This is a genomic window from Nocardia sp. NPDC003999, assembly GCF_053604885.1.
This window is the reverse complement of record NZ_JBSGIB010000001.1, coordinates 600,132-617,683: the sequence shown is the minus strand read 5'-3', so window position 1 is coordinate 617,683 and position 17,552 is coordinate 600,132. Positions and strand designations below refer to the sequence as shown.

Here is a 17,552-nt window from a genome sequence, read left to right as displayed (position 1 = left end):
ACGGTCGGTGCCCATGGATCGGCATGCGGGTGGTCGACGATCGCGGTCCATCCCAGTGCGAAAAGCTCGAGAATTTCTCGACGGAACTCCGCGTTACCGATGGCCAGCGGTCTGGGTCATGAACTACGACACCCGGGCGGAAGCAGAAATCGACGTGCTCACGGACGTCTTGACCGCGCTCGGTAACGCCACCGCGACGGCTGCTGGTCGCAGACTCAGCGATGCCGACCGTTTACGCCTCTTCGCGGTGGTTCTTTACGAATTGTTCGTCAGTGCGCGCAGGGTGGCGGGCCCCGACGCAGGAAGGCTATACGCCGCACCACTCCTCGATCCGGTCCTCGAAGGTGCCGGGATTGCCGACGAGTTATCGCCGTTGGATCTGCTGATACCGGCGCTACTCGACCTCCAGACCCCGCCATAGTCGGGTGCCGCAGAAAATCGGTCGTGAAGCATGCCACGCAGAGTCCCGAGGGCTCGGGCGATGAGTAGTCGTACCGGCGAGAGGTTGTTGTACTACGAAGAAGGCGAGCCTGAGTCACCGAATACGCGAGCTGCGCGGACTGCTGCTTCTTCGGCCGACACACGCCCGCCCGCCGATAACACCCCGACAACCGTTTCCTTCGCGATCTCGGCAAGTTCCTCGTCGAGTGCTGGCTCGTCCAATGCTTCGAAGACGACGAATGGAGCCAGCCGGAGCAGCCGCTTCAGGAAATCTCGAAGTATGTCCCTCTCCGTCAGCCCTTTCAGGTCCATACGTCGCCATACTCTCAGGATCGACTTGATCAGGTGCGGACTGCCGCCCAAGGCCGCGCGCCGCGCATAGATTTGATCGAATGCGGCTTCGCCGAGAACATGCAGCGCCGAATACGGATCGGGATCAGCGGGGGAATACACCAGGTGTGCGCGCCACCACATCCGGCCGAACACGTGACGAGTGAGATCAGAACCGAGGACTCGATCGACCGGTGGCTTCGGGTAGCGCCAGTGAGCGACGTCGGGAAGGACGATCAATGCCAGAAAGGCCCACACGTCGCCTGCAGCAGCTTCCGCAGGCGTGATTCGCATTTCCTTGTGCAACGCGACGGCGAGGCTGAGATCGAATGCAACCTTCTGGCGCGCGTCAGGTGGTTCCGGGAAGCCGGACTCCTTGGCGAGGTCGATGACGATGTCGCGAAGGAAGCGCAGCTTCTCGTCGTCGACCCGGGTACCACCGGTCGCAACGAACACCGCCGATTCGTCGGCGACCGCCCAGCGGTCGTGCAGGTCGAGCGGGGTGAGCTCTTTGTATTGGGCTGCAAGCGGTTTTGCGCGGTACCGGAGCAGCCGAGGATACAGAAGTGTCATGCGACGCCCTCGAAAATCTTCACAGCCGCCTGCAGTTCGGAGGCGAACAAGTTCGGGGACTCCTGTGCCGCCAGCCGGACATCCGTGATCGACCGGCCTGGGAAGAGTCGGCCGAACAGTTCCTGCAGCGTGGCACCCAGGGTCTCATCAATGTGGTGGGATTCGTCATCGAACTCGCTCAGGCGCAAGGCATGGTCCACCATGGTGCGGGCCACGTCGGCATAGAGCGCGGAGAGGGCGATCTTGTCCTCCAGACGGGGGTTGCCCGCGCGTTGGAGGGCTTCTGTGATGACGGTCTTCTTTTCGTTGACAAGAAGGAGAAGGGAGCCCATCGTTGCCGCGTCGAGGTTCGTGCCGATCTCCAAGTGCCACGCAGCGTCACTCGGATAGTCGGTTCTGTCGAAGTCAACTATGGCGATAGGGAATTGAGGAGCGTCGCCCTGGAGGCGGATCTGGCTACGATCACTCCATAGAACCGAACCGCCGCGGCGGGGTGCCACCGGCCGGTCACCGCCATGTCGGCGCCGGGCAAGGACCAGGGCGGTATCCAACAGGACGACGCCGCCCAGGTCGGCCCCCGGCAGGTCGGCTTGCAACTCGACGTCGCCATTCTCGGGAACCACTGTGCGCATCACTGTTCCCCTGAGTTTCGATCCGGTCGATGTCCAGATCGCAGCGAGCGCGAGTTCGGTGCCGGGGGCCAGCGTCGATTCTGCAAGGGCGCGGTGCAGATCGACCTTGACGATGCGGCGTATGCGGAGTGTCGTCTGGTAGTCCCAATGCGGGTACGACTCTGGCAGTGGCAGTTCGTCGCCGTCGACCGACAGCAACCACTGACCTGCCTGGACGACGGCAGGCGACGGCTTTTTATAGGGAAGAACGCGATGGACCATCAGCCGACCGCCTCTGCGTAGAGCATGATGTCGGTCATCGTGTCGGTGGCAGGCTTCACGACAGCTTTCCAGATCTGACCGTCGCCGCCTTCGATGACATACGACGGCACTTGGTGGAGCTCCCCGTGTGGGTCCTGCCAACCGACGAGGCCCGGCATTTCCGCACCAGCGGGAGGGTCCATCTCGAGACCGCCATCGCTGTTCAATGCAACGGCCAAATCGACGGTGACTCGTTGCGGAATGCCGACCGGCAGGCGGAAACGCTGCACCACTACGGCATTGCCCCACAGTTCCTCTGGTTCCGGATCACCGACGTATTCGATTTTCGGGCGTCGCCGCCGTTGCTTGACCATCTTTGCGGGCTCGGCGAAGACGTCGGATTCGGACGACTTTCCGTCTCCGGCAGTTCCATTCGAGTCGGTGGGCTCGCGTCCTCCGATGCTCGCTGGGTCCGGAATCTCCACGACTTCAGTCTCATCGACATCTTGCCGTCGACCACTCGGGCGACGAGTAGATATCGGTCGAGCGGGTGGTGCGGTGTCGCCTGGTTTGCCATAGTCAGTGGCCGCTCCGATTCCCCACGCACCACCCACCAAAGGCGAAAGGCGTTCGCTGGCAGCGCCCAGGGACACTCGGGCGACCTCGACCCCACCACTGCCACGCGGGCCGAGAACCCGATCGATTACTTCCCTGATGCGTACGAAGGTCGTCTTGACGAATGAATAGTCAGGGTGGTCCAGCGACTGATAGTTCCAGTTGTCGTGAGTCGGCGGCTCGGCCGATGCATAAGCCTCGTCCATCGCGGGATCGGCGCGAAACACACCTGCATACGCGGAGTACTCGCTTGCAGGCTTGGGGCCGGGCCAATAAGTCACCACTAGTTCGGCCGGGCGCATCAGGCAGACGTGGTGCACCATTCCGTTCTCGAAGCCTGCCATCCGCTCGGCGTCCGTGGGATCGAAGCGTTGCGCCATCGACTGATGCAGGGCAAACCGCCCGAGCAGCTTCTTCGGCCTGCGGCAGTGCAACTCTTGCGCCTCACTGCCGACCATTTTGCGATAGGCGGTGACGAACAAGCGCAGGGACTTCATTGAGGCCGGTTCCGGCACCTTGTAATCGATACCGTCGCAGGTCACCGAGAACCGCATCGGAACAATGCCGTCACGGTCGGACATCATCTTCGGCCACAAGTGACACGTGATCGTCTCCGCAAGGTACCGGGCTACGTTCGCTGGTTCCCTGCCGTCGAGATCGGGATCGAGGATGATGATCGTCGTTCCGGTCTCGGTGGGGCCGAACGTCCGCAGTCCGAGCCTTCGCGCCATCGCGTCGGCTTCGGCGCCGATGAGCGGCTCGATCACGTCCTCGGACGTGTCTCCCCACCAGTGCCTGCCGGTGTAACGGCGTTCACGGTTGGACTCTTTCGCGTCATAGCTCTTCCACAGAGCGGCGCCCATCAGTCGAGTCTCATAGCGTCCCTCGTACTGGCACCTGGTGTGGACGAGGATGGTGCCTGATTTCGAGACGAGATACAGGATGCCCTTACCGAAACCGTACGTGCCGCCACCCAATTTCTGGTCGCGTGGTTCACCGATATTTCGGAGGAAGGCAACGAAGTCACGCCCCTGCTCGGTAACCGCATCGGCGCGCGTCGGTCCGCCAAGTCCGCGGGTTCCCCGATCCGAGATCGTCAACACCCGGATAGTGGGCTGCTGCAATGAGTCGCGTAGTGGAAGCACCTGCCTAGCAGGCGCCTGACGCAGCAGATTATCTCTCCAGGCCGGTGCATCGGCGGCGCTAACGGTCTGCAGATCGATGCGATAGTCCACCGAAATGCCTTCACTGCGACGAGCATCCCAGCTGTTCTGCGCCGACTCGCGGACCAGGATGGTCAGATGATCGAGCTCGGGCTTGCCGAGTTGATTCCTGATACCTTCCGCGGCACTGGCACCCTCCGGCGGAAAAGGTTGTGAAACCCAGGCAGGCGGCGTCACACATGCTCCTCGATCATGACCCGGATGTGTCGTTCCACTTGGCTGTCCTCCATCGGGCCGGGCGTGTCGCCCGAAAGGTCGATCGTGTAGTCGACATCGCGAACGTTCGAGGAGATCGCGGCCGCTGCGAGGTCGATGGTGGTCAGTCTCGGAAACGCGATATCCACGTTGTACCAGCGCTGTTCGCCCACCTGGTACCGGGCGTGGCGGTAGTGGTCGTCGTCGGCTTTTCGGTAGCCGATCGATGCCAGTTGGTTGAGAACGGCCGTCTCGTCATCGGAAAGTCCGAGCACTCGATCGACCAGATCGAGAAAACCGATTCCGTCGCGCACTACCGGTTCCAGCCGAAGCCAAACCAGACCCAATGCGCCGTTGGCAGGAGGCTCCAATTGATCTAGACCGTGGATCCGAATCTGGCGACCGTTGGGACTTGTCGAGGTCTTGACCTCGAGAGCACCCGCGTCGGTCGCGAAATCATGACGATGGCCTGACGGCCCTCGCCACAAGAGGTGCGCACTGCTGTCATGTTCGAGAAGGCGCGCCAGCACGATCAGCTCGCCGAACAGTCCGGCGAGTTTCTCCGAGCCCAACGGAGGACCGGGATTCTGGAACAGTGCCTTCCACCGATCGAGTACCCGGTTGAGAACCTTCAGCGGATTCTCGGGTGCTGCCTCTGTGGCGATGAGTACATCGGCGCAAAGCGTTGTGAAGATGTCGCTGAGATCCTGACGAAGACAGGCAAGGTCGGCATAGTCGTGTCGCGTCCGGTCGTCATCGAGGGTCCGCTTGTGCAACATCAGGACCGGTCCGTTGAGCCCTTTGCGCACGTTCTGATGTGCTCCGATTGGCATGAGGAGATGCCGGTTGCCCGTGCTGTCGAGTGCGGCTGCCAGCGACCCGATCGGTGTCGGTACGGGTAGTTCGGAAACGGCGACGACCGACGACATCGACGGTGGACGATGTGCGAGGCGACGCCAGTGATCATCCAGCACGTCTCTGATCTCTGAGGACATCAGATGTCCTCGGCTTCGAGGGCGCTGAAGTCCTCCTCCTCGGTTTCGACGCCGGAGAGGTCTGCCGATATGTAGTTGGCCTCCCAGGCAACGGTGCTGTCGTCGTTCGTCGGTGTCGGGAACACCAAACCAACGCCGATGACGTGCTCTGGTGCGTCGAGCGGTTGACGCATATTTTTAGGTGAGTCCGGCTTGGGCTCCGGGCTCGACACCTTGTCGATTGGATACAGCACCAGCAATCCGGCGTCGGGCTGCTGCGCCTTGCGCGCCTTCTTGATTTCTTCTTCGGTGGTGCTGGTCGTGATGCCCTCTAGATCGAGGCCTGCGTCACGACGGCTCATCAGCGTCTTGATGTCGGAATAGTCCGGCCCAAGCGCGAATTGAGACCGAACGATCCGTCCGACGCTGATCCCGGGGGCGAAGTCGAACCGCTCCGAGACGTGGTCGGTTGGTTTCCCGACTACTGCGATGTTCCAACGTCGCAAGGTCCCCGCGTTCCGGATGCGCTTCTCGATGTATCCTGCCATGAGCTTCGCGTCGCACTCCTGCGACCGCTCATGGAACTGATAGTCACGGAGGAACTCGAGGACGACGTCACTGGACACATTTCGGATGAGATAGCGACCGTCCGCTGAGCTTCCTTCCACGCCACCGATCAGCGCTGCCTCACTCACCACCTTGCGTGCTGCTGATTGATTCTGTAGCAACCATCCTGATTCCAGACGGAAGTACCGCGTTTGAACGCGTTGTCCGCCATAGGACGACGACGCCGATACCGCGTCCTTCATTTTCGCGGCTGCGGTCACGCGCAGTGCAGGATGCGTCCGGAGGCGTACCGCAAAGTTCATCGGCGTCTTGCCCTCTGTCATGTAGACGTCGATGTCGCGGCGCATCTCCGTTTCGACCGTGGCAAGGTGGCGGAACCAGTCCTCGAGTTCCTTGGTCATCCAGATGCGTGGCAGGTCCGCATATCCCTTGCGATAGCCGAACCAGCGACCCATCTGCAGCAATGTGTCATATGTGGAGACTGAGCGTACGAAGTAACTGACGGACAGACCCTCGAGCGTCAGACCTCGCGACAGCGTGTTGCCGCCCACCGCTATCGCGACCACAGGCCCGTTTTCGTAGTCGAGGCGGTCAGTGCTCTCCGAGTTGTCCATCACGACGCGGCAATCACGGAGTACGCCCGGCAGCTCTGCCGCGAGCTCATCGAACGAAACAACCGCTTCTCCGAACTCCGCAGCGGGCACGCGAGACGTTTCCTCATCCCAGAGCGTACGTAACTCACTCCGGAGCGCCGGATCGTTGAGGGTGCGTCCGACCTTGGCTCTTAAGGAAAGCAGTGGATCCCGGAAGCTGTTGTGGACCGCCGTTCGGACGCTGGTATGAATCAGCATGGTGCAATGGGGATTTCCACCACCGCGTACCCGACGGGCCGCGGTTGTGAGCCAGAAGTAAAGCACTGCATGGCGCAGGGTGTCAGTAACGGTCGGATAGAAGCCCTCAGCATCCGCCCTAGTCTTCGGTCGGACTAGTTCGACATCGTCGTTGGGGACAGTGCGGATCATGTCGTAACCGTCATCGACGTCGTTGGGATCTTCACCATCCAGCGCGTACCTGCCGAACAACACTTCCGTTCCGAAATGACCGTGCGGTTGAGGGAGATTCACGATGAAGTGTTCGGGATACAGATCCTCAGCGGCAGGGTTGATCAGCAGGTTCGCGAACGGTGAGGCTGTGTAGCCAACATAGGCAGACTTCGGCAAGGTGTTGAGGATCTGTCGAATCAACGGATTGATCGACTTTGTCGCGACGGTGGCCTGATCGGCCTCGTCATCGATGATCAGCGCCGGGCAATCCGCCAAGTACTCAGAAGCATTGCCCAGCCACTTCACCAGTTTGCGCAGTACAGTGGCGTTCTTCTTGACGACACACAGCACGTGCGTCTTGTTCGACTTGCCGAAGAAGCTGGCGGGGTTGGCGGTCGGTCGGAAGTCATGATCCAGGTCGGTAATCTGGGACCAGAGCGTCGGGTTCGGCTCCACGAGCTGCTGGACCAACCGGGCTTGGGTCTGTCTGCGAAGGCCGTTGTGGATTCCTGCGAGCACGATGAACAGCTTGTAGCCGCGATCGGCCGCCTTGGCCATCACCGCAGTGAAGTTGGTGGTCTTGCCGGACTGCACGTAACCGACGACCAAGCCACGCGTCGAGAAGGAACTCTGTCTCGGATGCTGTAGAAGTGAGACAACCCGCGTTGAGGCCCCGTCCAGGCTCTCGATCGATGTCTTGGGCCAGCCGTCCTTGGCTAGGCCGGCGGTGATCGACGGCCACAGCTTGTCATCGGGATGAGGCCCGGCATACCAGGTTTCATAATTGTCGATCACGACAGAGTGTGGCTCTCGCATCTCCTTGATGCGCACGACTTCCTGCTCGTGACGGTCCACGATCCGCTTGATGACTTCATCGGGCGTGGAGAACAAACGGAGCTTCTTGATCGCCTCGGCCGGCGTGTAAGTGTCGAGCAACAACCTGAACACATCGAACAGCTCGTCTTGCTCATCGATTACATCGCTCACCGCATCTCCCACTGAGTGCTTCCCCTACGTCAACGATGGGAGGTTTGGCTCCCCCGCGTTGCGGGTAACTGTATCGGCTCGATCCGATGATCTCCGGGTAAGTGGACGAAGTGTTACCCCGCTGATGTCACGTATCGGTTCTTGGCGCGGATTTGCTACAGCAGTCGTCAGACTGGACTGGATCGGCGCAGAGGAGTGTGCGCAACGCCCTCACCTGTGAGAACGGTCAGACGAACAGTTGGCCGACTCGTGCGAAATGGTCCAGTGGAGCTGAGTCGCGGGTGTCGATCCATGGACGATCGACGACCTTCCGCGCATCCTCGTGACTCACCTGCTTCCCCAGCGCAGCGGACAAGACGTGTAGAGCAAGCACGGGTGGGATCGCATTGCCGATCTGCTGGGCGATGTCGTTGCCCGACCAAGGGTAGTCGAGCGGGAATGTTTGCAGTCGACCCGCCTCAGCCAGGCTGAACCGTGGGCTGTCGATGCCGGCGTCATCGACGATCCTGTTCCGAGACACCTTGCCGGTGATCGTGGCCGACGGCTCACGAGAATGGCGACGACCCCGCAACTTGGGGTTGCCACCTGTGCCGTAGTTCGAAACCACGCAGAAGTCGTATCCACGATTCAGTGCTGCATCCATCGTCTCCCAAGGGAGGAGATCGGACTCGCCCTCGGTGCGTTCGACACCTTTGCGGTAAGGCCGGTGTGTGGCCTCCGGAAGCATGCGCTCACCTTCGAGGCTGGCGATCAGAATGGCTCGGCGGCGAGTCTGTGGAACGCCGAACTGTTCGGTCCGCAGTACATCGCATGCGACGTGATACCCGCGCTTCTTCAGAACGTCGCTCATCGCTTGCCAGATAGGCAAGACCGCCGGAACCTGCTCCAGCACAATGACTTTGTACGGATCGCTGCGGCCATGCGCAGCCAATGCCCATCGCAAGGGTTCCAGAACCAGACCGGTCCGCTCGTCCTTTAAGGTCTTCAGGTCCGCGGACACGTCTTCATCGTCACCCATCCGAACGACGTAGCTCAAGACCTCGTCGAGTGCCCTGCGCCCTGCGCCCGAACCGGCGACGGTGAACGTTTGGCAGGGCGGCCCGCCGGCCAGTATCCAGGCGCTCGGTGCTGTCTCGGGTCCGAAGTCACGTACATCGTGCGGGCGGTCGTTGAGACCGGCGGCGGACCTTGTCGCGCACGCGTTCCGATCCCATTCGAACCCATAGACGCTCAGCCCCAACCACCGCGCCGCCACATCGAGCCCCCCAGGTCCGGCGAACAAGTCGATCATGTCGACCTGGCGCGGTCGGGGTTGCTCGTGTGGATCGGAGGGCATGACTCGCGATCTTAGAGCGGCGTGACGCGGCCTCGCCATACGGCGCTCAACAGGCGGTCAACGCTGCCCGCAGGGCAATGCCAACCGCGCGCGCGGCGGGTGGCGGGGTCGCGTTTCCGACCTGGCGATACCGCGCGGTTTTGCGGCCTGCGATACGCCAATACGCAGGGAAACCCTGCAATATGGCGACCTGTTCGACGGTGAGTTTCACCATGTGGTCCGGGCCGAGAGCCGGGTTCCACACGAAGTCGGCGGCTGGTAGTTCGTCGCTGATCGATCGAGCGTTGACGCCGATTCTCGCCCAAACGTTGACAGAACCCTGCGGGCCAAGGTCCCCACCGCCGCGGTCCCACGAGCCACCAACAATGGTGGGAGCGATCACGTTCGCCTGCGCAGCCCACTCGTCGGCTCGAGGCCAGCCGCGCGAACCCATGGACGGCCCCAACACCGTGCCGACCGTCAAGGCCAAGCTCGGCGGCGGAGCGGTCAGATTCCTTTCGAACTGTGCGATGTTTCCGTTGCGTAAGGCGACCAGTAGGCCCAGCAGTCGATGCTGCGGCACTCCGAAGTCGCGTGCGTCTATCACCAGCCATCGGTATTCGTAGCTGGCGCTATCCAGGTATTTCTCGACGCAGGACCGGCTCTCACGGTATTCGGGTCGAGTAACCATGTCCGGCACGTTCTCGATCAGCAACGCGCGAGGGCGCATCTCTGAAGTCAACCGGCCTGTTGTCTCCAGCAGTTCCAACTCCCACCCGCTGCCGCGCTGTCTGGATGCGGTTGCCGCAGATTTCACTCTCGGGAGGCCGGCGGCCAAGAGATCGATCTCGGTCGAGCGCGGTAACTCCAACCGCGGCTCGAACTTCAGCAGGTCGGCGTTCACCACCCTCCACTGAGGCCGGTTCGTAACCAGCGTCGCGCACGCGACATCGCGATTATCGAGAAGCAGGATGGGATCGAATCCCGCTTGCTCGAGACCGAGTGCGAGGCCGCCGGCGCCTGCGCAGAACTCAACCGAGCGCATTCGCCGCCCCATTGGAACCACTCGAGCGTTGGTGTGTTCTGCCTTAGGCAATGCCTACCTCCCCACCTGGTAGATGTCTCATCAGGATAGTGCGCAGTTCAAACCATGCATTCCGCCATCCAGACAACGCCGCACTAAGACGCTTCGCTGGTGATCGGGTGCTGGAACCGGCTGGATCTCGCCATCGTGTTGTAGACCCGGAGCTGGGTCAGCGTCGGAGTTCGGCGACCTCAACCGCTCGCCCCTCGCGCCCCGACAGTTCGCACGCCTCGGCAACATAAAACGCCTCCAGAGCCTCCGCCGGAGTGCAGGGATTCTCGAGCTGCCCGGTCGCAACCTCGATGAAAACTGCCAGTTCCTCCGCATACGCCGGACGGAACCGTTCCATGAACCCCGCATAGGGAGGATAGGGCGAGGGACTGTGGTCGGGTTCGACGGAAGTCAGGGGTGCGCGGTCGTCCAGTCCGACCACAGCATTCCCTTTGGAACCCAACGCTTCCAACCGAACGTCGTACCCCGCCCCGTTGTACCGGGTCAGCGATACGGTGGCCAGCGCCCCGTCATCCAGACGCAGCACCACCGCCGCCGTGTCGACGTCATCCGCTTCGGCGAAGAACGCCGCGCCCCGGTTCGCCCCGAGCGCATACACCTCGACGATCTCCCGCCCTGTCACCCACCGGATGATGTCGAAGTCGTGCACTCCGCAGTCGCGGAAGATGCCGCCGGAGCGGGGAATGTAGTCGGCGGGTGGAGGAGCCGGGTCGAGGGTTGTGGCCCGCAGCGTGTGCAGCCAGCCGAGGCTTCCGGACCGGATCGCCTCGCGGGCCGCGCGATAACCGGCGTCGAACCGGCGTTGGAAGCCGATCTGGACGGGCACCGAGGAGTCGCGAAGGTGATCGATGACGGCGAGCGTGCCGGTGATGTCGGCCGCCACGGGCTTCTCGCAGAAGACGGGGATCCCCGCGTCGACGGCGCGGATGATGAGTTCCGGGTGGGAGTCGGTGGCGGTGGCGATGATCAGGCCGTCGAGGTCGGCGGCGAAGAGGGTGTCGAGGTCGGGGGCGAATTCGACGCCGAGGACGGCGGCGGTGGTGCGGGCGCGGTCGGCGTCGGCGTCGGCGACCACGACGGTGGCGACGTTCGGGAGCTTCTTCAGGGTCTCGGCGTGTGAGGTCCCGATGCGGCCGGTTCCGGCGAGGCCCAGCGTGACGGGTCGGTGGGGTGACATCGGCTCTCCTTATATATGGACGCGACGTGTGTTGGCGGGCGCCGGTGGTTCAGCGTGGGGCGGCTGTGGTGGAGCGGACGACGAGTGACGGTTCCACCCGGCGGCGCGCTGGGGTGGTGCGGCCGTCGCGGAGTCGTTCGGTGAGCGCGTCGATCGCTAGGCGGCCCATCTGGATGCGGGGCTGGTCGATGGTGGTCAGCGCGACGTGACGCAGCGCGGCAAGCGAGGTGTTGTCGTAGCCGACCACCGAGACGTCCTCTGGCACCCGCAGGCCCGCTTCCTCCAGCGCGGACATCGCCCCCACAGCGTTGAAGTCGTTGCCGCAGACCAGGGCGGTGGGGAAGTTGTCGTGGGAGAACAGGTTCAGCAGTTTGCGCACCGCGGCCATGCCCGCGGAGTCGGTGTGCTCGCTCGGCACGACCATCGGCTCCAGGCCGTGGCGCTGCATGGCGGCGCGGTAGCCCTTGCGGCGTGGGGCCGAGGTGAAAGCGCCGCCGCCGTCGAGGTGCACGATGCGCCGATGTCCGAGCATGACCAGGTGGTCGACGGCCAATCCGGTGCCGACCTCGCCGTTGTCGTTGACCGTGTCGATCTCGGTGACGGTGGACGTGCGGGATACCAGCACCAGCGGAGCCTGCTGCGCCGCTGCGCGAATGGCGGCGGCGGGCAGGATCGGCGACAGCAGGATGATGCCCCCGGGACGGAAGGAGAGCAGGCTTTCCAGCGCGGTGCGCTCGCGGGCGGCGGTGCGTCGGCCGGTGTTGAGGATCAGTTCGAGGCCGGCGGCCTGGGCGGCGGCGTCCATGCCTTCGACGACGTCGGCGAAGAAGGCGTTGCGCAGGTCGGAGACCATGACGCCGACGATGTTGGAGGTCCGGCTGGCCAGCGAGCGCGCCATGATGTGCGGTTGGTAGCCGAGGTCTTTCGCCGCGTCGAGCACGGCGCGGCGACGGTGCTCGCTGACCTTCGGGGAGTTGCGCATGACCAGCGAGACGAGGGCGCGGGAGACGCCGGCGCGGGCGGCGACATCTTCCATGGTCGGTCGTGCCATATCGCCTCCGTTCCGCGTTCGCAGGCCTTTTCGGCTCGGACGATACAAGCTCCGCGCGGGCTGATCAATAGAGCGCTCTAATCGGACTTCACGAGTGGCGTATCGGTTCGGGCCAGGCGCTCACAGCCGAATATCGCCTGGTAATTGCGTTTTGGCGACGCGCTGACGACTCTTGACACGCTATGACCTGCGTTACATAGTTGGAGCGCTCCAATAGAGCGGTTCACCTCGACGTCGAAGGTCGGAGAGCACCGATGACCGAATCCCTCTACCCGCTGCGCATCGCGGCCGCGCCGATCTCCTGGGGAGTATGCGAGGTCCCCGGTTGGGGCCACATGCTCGACGCGCACACCGTCTTGGCGGAGATGGCCGCACTCGGCCTGACCGCGACGGAACTCGGTCCTCCCGGCTATCTGCCACGCGACCCAGGTGAGCTGCGCCGGTTACTGGAGACCTTCGGACTCACCGCCGTCGGCGGATTCCTCGCCGCCGTGCTGCACCGCGACCGGCAGGACGCCGTCGCCCGCGCCGAGGACACCGCCGCCCAGCTGGCCGCCGCGGGCGCTGAAGTCCTCGTCCTCGCCGCCGCGACCGGTTTCGACGGGTACGACGCGCGCCCGCAACTGGACGGCTCCGAGTGGAGCGCCTTGGTCGACACGGCCACCGCGATCCGGGACGTCGTCGCCGCGCACGGCCTGCGCACGGTGCTGCACCCGCATGTCGGCACCCATGTGGAGAGCGAGGCCGAGGTCGAGCGGTTCCTCGCCGATTCCGATCTCGACATCTGCCTGGACACCGGGCATCTGCTCATCGGCGGCACCGACCCGGTCCGGCTCGCGCGACGGCACGCGGAGCGGATCGGGCACATCCATCTCAAAGACGTGCGCGGCGCGCTGGCCGATCAGGTCCGTGCCGGAAAGCTGGACTACAGCTCGGCCGTGTGCCGTGGGCTGTATGTGCCGCTGGGCGAGGGCGAGGTCGACATCGCGGCACTCGTGCACACCGCGCGGGCCGCGGGCTACCGGGGCTGGTACGTGCTGGAGCAGGACACCGCGCTGCGACCGGGCGAGTCGGCGCGGCAGGCGAGCGACGACACCGGGCGCAGCCTGCGCCACCTCGCGGACATCGCGCTCGCCGCCGCGGGAATCTGAAGGAAGCGACGATGTCTCCGACACCACAGCGCTGCCTCACCGCGAGAGGGCGGCGTTCGAGCCGCCTGCTGCCGTGGATCGCCACGGCCGCGCTCCTGGCCGCGTGCACCGGCCCCGGCGCCGACGCGCCCGCGCCCTCGCAAACACCGATGGCCGCTGGGACGGTGGAATCCATCGCGGTGGTGACCCACGGCAGCCCTGGCGACGCGTTCTGGAATGTGGTCAAGAACGGTGCGGAAGCGGCGGGCAAGGACCTCGGAATCCGGGTGGAGTACAACGCTTCCGGTGATCCGGGCCAGCAGGCGAAGCTGATCGACAACGCGGTGGCGCAGGGCGTCGACGGGCTCGTCGTCTCGATGGCCAATCCCGAGGCGCTGCGGCCGTCGGTGGAAAAGGCTGTCGCCGCTGGCATTCCGGTGGTGACCATCAATTCGGGCGAGTCCGAGAGCGCGAAGTTCGGCGCGTTCGTCCATGTGGGCCAAAGCGAGTCGCTGGCCGGGCAGGCCGCGGGCAGACGGCTCGCCGAGGCGCGGCGCACGAAGATGCTGTGCGTCATCCACGAAGCGGGCAATATCGGCGCGAACGAGCGCTGCGCGGGCGCGACCAAGGCCTTCGGCAATGCCACCACGCTCCAGGTGGACATCAACAATCCGACCGACGCGCAATCACGGATCAAAGGAGCGCTGGAGGCCGACCGCTCCATCGACGCGGTTCTGACGTTGAACTCGCAAGTCGCCGCGCGAGCCGTGGACGCGGTGCGGGAAGCCGGTTCGGCCGCGACCGTCGCCACCTTCGACCTGAATTCCGATGTGGTGGAAGCGATCCGGGCCGGGAAGCTGCTGTTCGCGGTGGATCAGCAACAGTACGAGCAAGGCTATCTGCCGATCGTGCTGCTGAAGCTGTACCGGACGAATCTGAACACCGCCGGAGGCGGCGCTCCGGTGCAGACCGGACCCGGTTTCGTCGACAAGAGCAATGTGGACGCCGTCGCCGCGCTCGTCGCGCAGGGCACGCGATGAGGTGGATGAAATGACCGTTGCCACAAAGACACCCGACCGGACCCAAGACACGGGCCGCTCACCGCTGCAACGCCTGGCCGTGCGGCCGGAGATCGGCGCGGCGCTGGGGGCGCTGCTGGTGTTCGTCTTCTTCTCCGTCATCACCGACCGGTTCCTGAGTCCGCTCGGCGTCGCGACCTGGCTGGACGACGCCTCCACGCTGGGCATCATGGCGGTGGCCGTGGCCCTGCTGATGATCGGCGGCGAGTTCGACTTGTCGGCGGGCGTGATGACCGCCTCCACGGCGTTGGTCACCGCCCTGCTCGCGGTGCACGCCGGCTGGAACGTGTGGTTCGCGCTGCTCGCTTCGCTGGTGTTCGCGCTGGTCGTCGGCGCGTTCAACGGCTGGGTGGTGATGCGGACCGGCCTGCCCAGCTTCATCGTCACCCTGGGTACGTTCCTCGCCCTTCAGGGCCTGAATCTCGGCGTGACACGGCTGGTCACCGACACGGTGCAAGTATCGGGGGTGCGCGGCGCGGACGGCTACCAGTCGGCGGGCTGGGTGTTCGCCTCGACACTCGATATCGGGGAAGCGCACCTCCAGGCGTCGGTGGTCTGGTGGGTCGTGCTCACCGCGATCGCCGCGATAGTTCTGGTCCGCACGAGGTTCGGCAACTGGATCTTCGCCGTCGGCGGCGCGCTGCCCAGCGCCCGCGCGGTGGGCGTGCCCGCGGATCGCACCAAGATCCTGCTGTTCATGGGCACGGCGTTCGCCGGCTGGGTGGTCGGCTCCTGCAACATCCTGCGGTTCGCGAGCGTGCAGGCCAACCAGGGCGTCGGGCTGGAGCTGCACTACATCATCGCCGCCGTCGTCGGCGGGTGTCTGCTCACCGGTGGCTTCGGTTCGGCGGTGGGGGCCGCGATCGGCGCGCTGATCTTCGGCATGGCGCGCCAAGGCATCGTGTTCGCCCGCTGGGACAGCGACTGGTTCATGCTGTTCCTCGGTGTGCTGCTGCTGGCTGCGGTGCTGGTCAACAACCGATTCCAGAAACGAGCCGAAAGGGTGCGCCGATGACTTCCCTCATCGAGGCCGTCGACCTCGGCAAGAGCTACGGCGGCGTGGTCGCCCTGCGCGAGGTGTCGACGGTGGTGAACGCGGGCGAGGTGACCTGCGTGCTCGGCGACAACGGCGCGGGCAAATCCACGCTGATCAAGATCCTCGCCGGAGTGCACCGGCACGACCGAGGCGAACTGCGCGTCGAGGGCGAATCGGTGCGGTTCGCCTCACCGCGCGAGGCGTTGGATCGCGGCATCGCCACGGTGTACCAGGATCTCGCGGTGGTGCCGTTGATGAGCGTGTGGCGCAACTTCGTGCTGGGCTCGGAGCCGACATTCGGATTCGGCCCGTTCCGGCTGCTGGACCGCAAGAAAGGCTGCGCGATCGCGCGAACGGCGTTGGCGGATATGGGTATCGAGATCCGCGACATGGAACAGCCGGTCGGCACGCTGTCGGGTGGGCAGCGGCAGTGCGTCGCCATCGCGCGGGCCGTGCACTACGGCGCGAAGGTGCTGATTCTCGACGAGCCGACCGCCGCGTTGGGCGTGAAGCAGGCGGGGGTGGTGTTGCAGTACGTCGTGCGGGCGCGTGAACGCGGGCTCGGCGTCGTGCTCATCACGCACAACCCGCACCACGCCTATCCGGTCGGCGACCGATTCCTGCTGCTGAAGCGGGGCGCGATGCTCGGCTCGTACGAGAAATCGGAGATCGACCTGCCGGAACTGACCCGCCAGATGGCGGGCGGGGCGGAACTGGAGGCGTTGCAGCACGAACTGCGACGCGTGGTGACGCCGTGAACGAGGAGGCGAATTCGTGACCGAGCTGGAGGCGTTGACCATCGGCCGGGTCGGGGTGGACCTGTATCCCGAACAAAGCGGCGTCGCCTTGGCACAGGTGCGCAGCTTCTCGAAATTCTTGGGCGGCACCGCGACCAACGTCGCCGTGGCCGCCGCCCGGCTCGGTCGCCGTACGGCGGTGCTGACCAAGGTGGGCCCCGATGGCTTCGGCGACTTTGTGCGCACGGCGCTGGAGGACTTCGGCGTCTCGTCCCGTTATGTGACGACCGCGCCGGACCTCCAGACGCCCGTGGTCTTCTGCGAGCTCACGCCGCCGTCCGATCCGCCACTGCTGTTCTACCGCGCGCCGATCGCGCCGGACCTGACCATCACTCCGGACGAAGTGCCCTGGGAAGTCGTGGATGCCGTGCCCCTGCTGTGGGTCACCGGCACCGGAGTGAGCGCGGAGCCGGGGCGCGGCACGCAGCGGGACATATTGCTGCGGCGTGCACGACGCGGGCACACGGTGCTCGACCTGGACTACCGGCCGATGTTCTGGCCGGATGTCCAGACCGCGCGGACCGAGATCGGGTGGATGGTCGACCACGTGAACGTAGTGGTCGGAAACCGCGCCGAGGTAGAGATGGCGGTAGGCACCGCTGACCCGCACGCGGCGGCCGATCGGTTGCTCGCCCGCGGAGTGCGCCTCGCGGTGATCAAGCAAGGCGGCGACGGCGTGCTGGTGGCCACCGGCGAGGAACGTTGGACGGTGCCGCCGTGCCGCGTGGACGTGGTGTGCGGGCTCGGCGCGGGTGACGGATTCGGCGGGGCGCTGGTCCACGGCCTCCTCTCGGAGTGGGACCCACGACGCATCGCTACCTACGCCAACGCGGCAGGCGCCCTGGTGGCCGCGCGTCTGGCCTGCGCGGACGCGATGCCCACGGCCGCGGAGATCGAGGAACTGCTGTGCGGCTGAAGTCGCGAGGGCGGGGCGAAGGGGCTGTCGTGCCGGTGGCCGACGGCTCTGGGGCGAGTCACTGCGCGTGTGTGCGAGGGATGCCCGTCGGGACGGAGCGCAGCTACGGGCTCCGGCAGCTCGGTGGCCCGCGAA

Annotated in this window: 15 protein-coding genes; 6 read left to right on the top strand and 9 right to left on the bottom strand. The window is 64.7% G+C overall.

Features of this window, described 5'->3' with window-relative positions; all coding sequences use genetic code 11:
• Positions 1-118: 118 nt before the first annotated feature.
• Positions 119-421 carry a hypothetical protein gene (locus ACWESM_RS03000; RefSeq protein WP_452490866.1) on the top strand — a complete coding sequence of 101 codons (303 nt, stop codon included), beginning with the start codon at positions 119-121 and terminating at the stop codon, positions 419-421.
• A 92-nt stretch (positions 422-513) separates the two neighbouring features.
• Here the strand turns inward: ACWESM_RS03000 and ACWESM_RS02995 are convergent, their stop codons facing one another.
• The 9 genes from ACWESM_RS02995 to ACWESM_RS02955 all read right to left on the bottom strand — a co-directional run bounded on the left by ACWESM_RS02995 (position 514) and on the right by ACWESM_RS02955 (position 12,459).
• Positions 514-1,344, bottom strand: coding sequence for a DUF6339 family protein (locus tag ACWESM_RS02995; protein ID WP_397275463.1), 831 nt, complete (start codon positions 1,342-1,344; stop codon positions 514-516).
• The gene (locus ACWESM_RS02990; RefSeq protein ID WP_397275465.1) at positions 1,341-2,237 is read right to left on the bottom strand and encodes a hypothetical protein; all 897 of its coding nucleotides are present in this window, start codon (positions 2,235-2,237) and stop codon (positions 1,341-1,343) included. Before ACWESM_RS02990 ends, ACWESM_RS02995 begins: the two co-directional genes overlap by 4 nt.
• Positions 2,237-4,231: a hypothetical protein gene (locus tag ACWESM_RS02985; RefSeq protein WP_452490864.1), complete on the bottom strand. Its 1,995-nt coding sequence runs from the start codon at positions 4,229-4,231 to the stop codon at positions 2,237-2,239. The genes ACWESM_RS02990 and ACWESM_RS02985 overlap by 1 nt, the downstream gene beginning before the upstream one ends.
• Complete coding sequence (locus ACWESM_RS02980) at positions 4,228-5,244, bottom strand: PD-(D/E)XK motif protein (RefSeq protein ID WP_452490862.1); 1,017 nt, start codon at positions 5,242-5,244, stop codon at positions 4,228-4,230. Before ACWESM_RS02980 ends, ACWESM_RS02985 begins: the two co-directional genes overlap by 4 nt.
• Positions 5,244-7,820 carry a Z1 domain-containing protein gene (locus ACWESM_RS02975; protein ID WP_397275471.1) on the bottom strand — a complete coding sequence of 859 codons (2,577 nt, stop codon included), beginning with the start codon at positions 7,818-7,820 and terminating at the stop codon, positions 5,244-5,246. The genes ACWESM_RS02980 and ACWESM_RS02975 overlap by 1 nt, the downstream gene beginning before the upstream one ends.
• A gap of 226 nt (positions 7,821-8,046) precedes the next feature.
• Complete coding sequence (locus ACWESM_RS02970) at positions 8,047-9,156, bottom strand: DNA cytosine methyltransferase (RefSeq protein ID WP_397275473.1); 1,110 nt, start codon at positions 9,154-9,156, stop codon at positions 8,047-8,049.
• A 46-nt stretch (positions 9,157-9,202) separates the two neighbouring features.
• Positions 9,203-10,180, bottom strand: a complete 978-nt coding sequence (locus tag ACWESM_RS02965) for a DNA cytosine methyltransferase (protein WP_397275475.1) — start codon at positions 10,178-10,180, stop codon at positions 9,203-9,205.
• Between the two features lie 208 nt (positions 10,181-10,388).
• Positions 10,389-11,408: a Gfo/Idh/MocA family protein gene (locus tag ACWESM_RS02960; protein ID WP_452490859.1), complete on the bottom strand. Its 1,020-nt coding sequence runs from the start codon at positions 11,406-11,408 to the stop codon at positions 10,389-10,391.
• Between the two features lie 49 nt (positions 11,409-11,457).
• Entirely contained in the window at positions 11,458-12,459 is a 1,002-nt protein-coding gene (locus ACWESM_RS02955) for a LacI family DNA-binding transcriptional regulator (RefSeq protein ID WP_355080602.1), read from the bottom strand.
• Positions 12,460-12,713: 254 nt separating this feature from the next.
• Here ACWESM_RS02955 and ACWESM_RS02950 point away from each other — a divergent pair, with 254 nt between their 5' ends.
• From ACWESM_RS02950 to iolC, 5 genes are read left to right on the top strand one after another with little or no spacing between them, the layout of a single operon-like run.
• On the top strand, positions 12,714-13,610 hold the full coding sequence (locus ACWESM_RS02950; protein ID WP_452490857.1) for a TIM barrel protein: 897 nt from the start codon (positions 12,714-12,716) through the stop codon (positions 13,608-13,610).
• A gap of 11 nt (positions 13,611-13,621) precedes the next feature.
• A complete protein-coding gene (locus ACWESM_RS02945; RefSeq protein ID WP_452490855.1) occupies positions 13,622-14,629 on the top strand; it encodes a sugar ABC transporter substrate-binding protein in 1,008 nt (335 codons plus the stop codon).
• A 10-nt stretch (positions 14,630-14,639) separates the two neighbouring features.
• Positions 14,640-15,683 carry an ABC transporter permease gene (locus tag ACWESM_RS02940; protein WP_397275483.1) on the top strand — a complete coding sequence of 348 codons (1,044 nt, stop codon included), beginning with the start codon at positions 14,640-14,642 and terminating at the stop codon, positions 15,681-15,683.
• Positions 15,680-16,462 (top strand): ATP-binding cassette domain-containing protein, encoded by a 783-nt coding sequence (locus ACWESM_RS02935; RefSeq protein ID WP_355080596.1) that lies wholly within the window; start codon positions 15,680-15,682, stop codon positions 16,460-16,462. Before ACWESM_RS02940 ends, ACWESM_RS02935 begins: the two co-directional genes overlap by 4 nt.
• 16 nt (positions 16,463-16,478) lie before the next feature.
• Positions 16,479-17,417 (top strand): 5-dehydro-2-deoxygluconokinase, encoded by a 939-nt coding sequence (gene iolC / locus ACWESM_RS02930; protein WP_452490853.1) that lies wholly within the window; start codon positions 16,479-16,481, stop codon positions 17,415-17,417.
• Positions 17,418-17,552 lie beyond the last annotated feature (135 nt).

Excerpts from the sequence above, each read along its gene's own strand:
- ACWESM_RS02940 (WP_397275483.1), top strand. The coding sequence starts at position 14,640 with ATGACCGTTGCCACAAAGACACCCGACCGGACCCAAGACACGGGCCGC.
- ACWESM_RS02935 (WP_355080596.1), top strand. The coding sequence starts at position 15,680 with ATGACTTCCCTCATCGAGGCCGTCGACCTCGGCAAGAGCTACGGCGGC.
- ACWESM_RS02990 (WP_397275465.1), bottom strand. The coding sequence starts at position 2,237 with ATGGTCCATCGCGTTCTTCCCTATAAAAAGCCGTCGCCTGCCGTCGTC.
- ACWESM_RS02970 (WP_397275473.1), bottom strand. The coding sequence starts at position 9,156 with ATGCCCTCCGATCCACACGAGCAACCCCGACCGCGCCAGGTCGACATG.
- ACWESM_RS02965 (WP_397275475.1), bottom strand. The coding sequence starts at position 10,180 with ATGCGCTCGGTTGAGTTCTGCGCAGGCGCCGGCGGCCTCGCACTCGGT.
- ACWESM_RS02945 (WP_452490855.1), top strand. The coding sequence starts at position 13,622 with ATGTCTCCGACACCACAGCGCTGCCTCACCGCGAGAGGGCGGCGTTCG.
- ACWESM_RS03000 (WP_452490866.1), top strand. The coding sequence starts at position 119 with ATGAACTACGACACCCGGGCGGAAGCAGAAATCGACGTGCTCACGGAC.
- ACWESM_RS02955 (WP_355080602.1), bottom strand. The coding sequence starts at position 12,459 with ATGGCACGACCGACCATGGAAGATGTCGCCGCCCGCGCCGGCGTCTCC.
- ACWESM_RS02960 (WP_452490859.1), bottom strand. The coding sequence starts at position 11,408 with ATGTCACCCCACCGACCCGTCACGCTGGGCCTCGCCGGAACCGGCCGC.
- ACWESM_RS02995 (WP_397275463.1), bottom strand. The coding sequence starts at position 1,344 with ATGACACTTCTGTATCCTCGGCTGCTCCGGTACCGCGCAAAACCGCTT.
- ACWESM_RS02980 (WP_452490862.1), bottom strand. The coding sequence starts at position 5,244 with ATGTCCTCAGAGATCAGAGACGTGCTGGATGATCACTGGCGTCGCCTC.
- ACWESM_RS02950 (WP_452490857.1), top strand. The coding sequence starts at position 12,714 with ATGACCGAATCCCTCTACCCGCTGCGCATCGCGGCCGCGCCGATCTCC.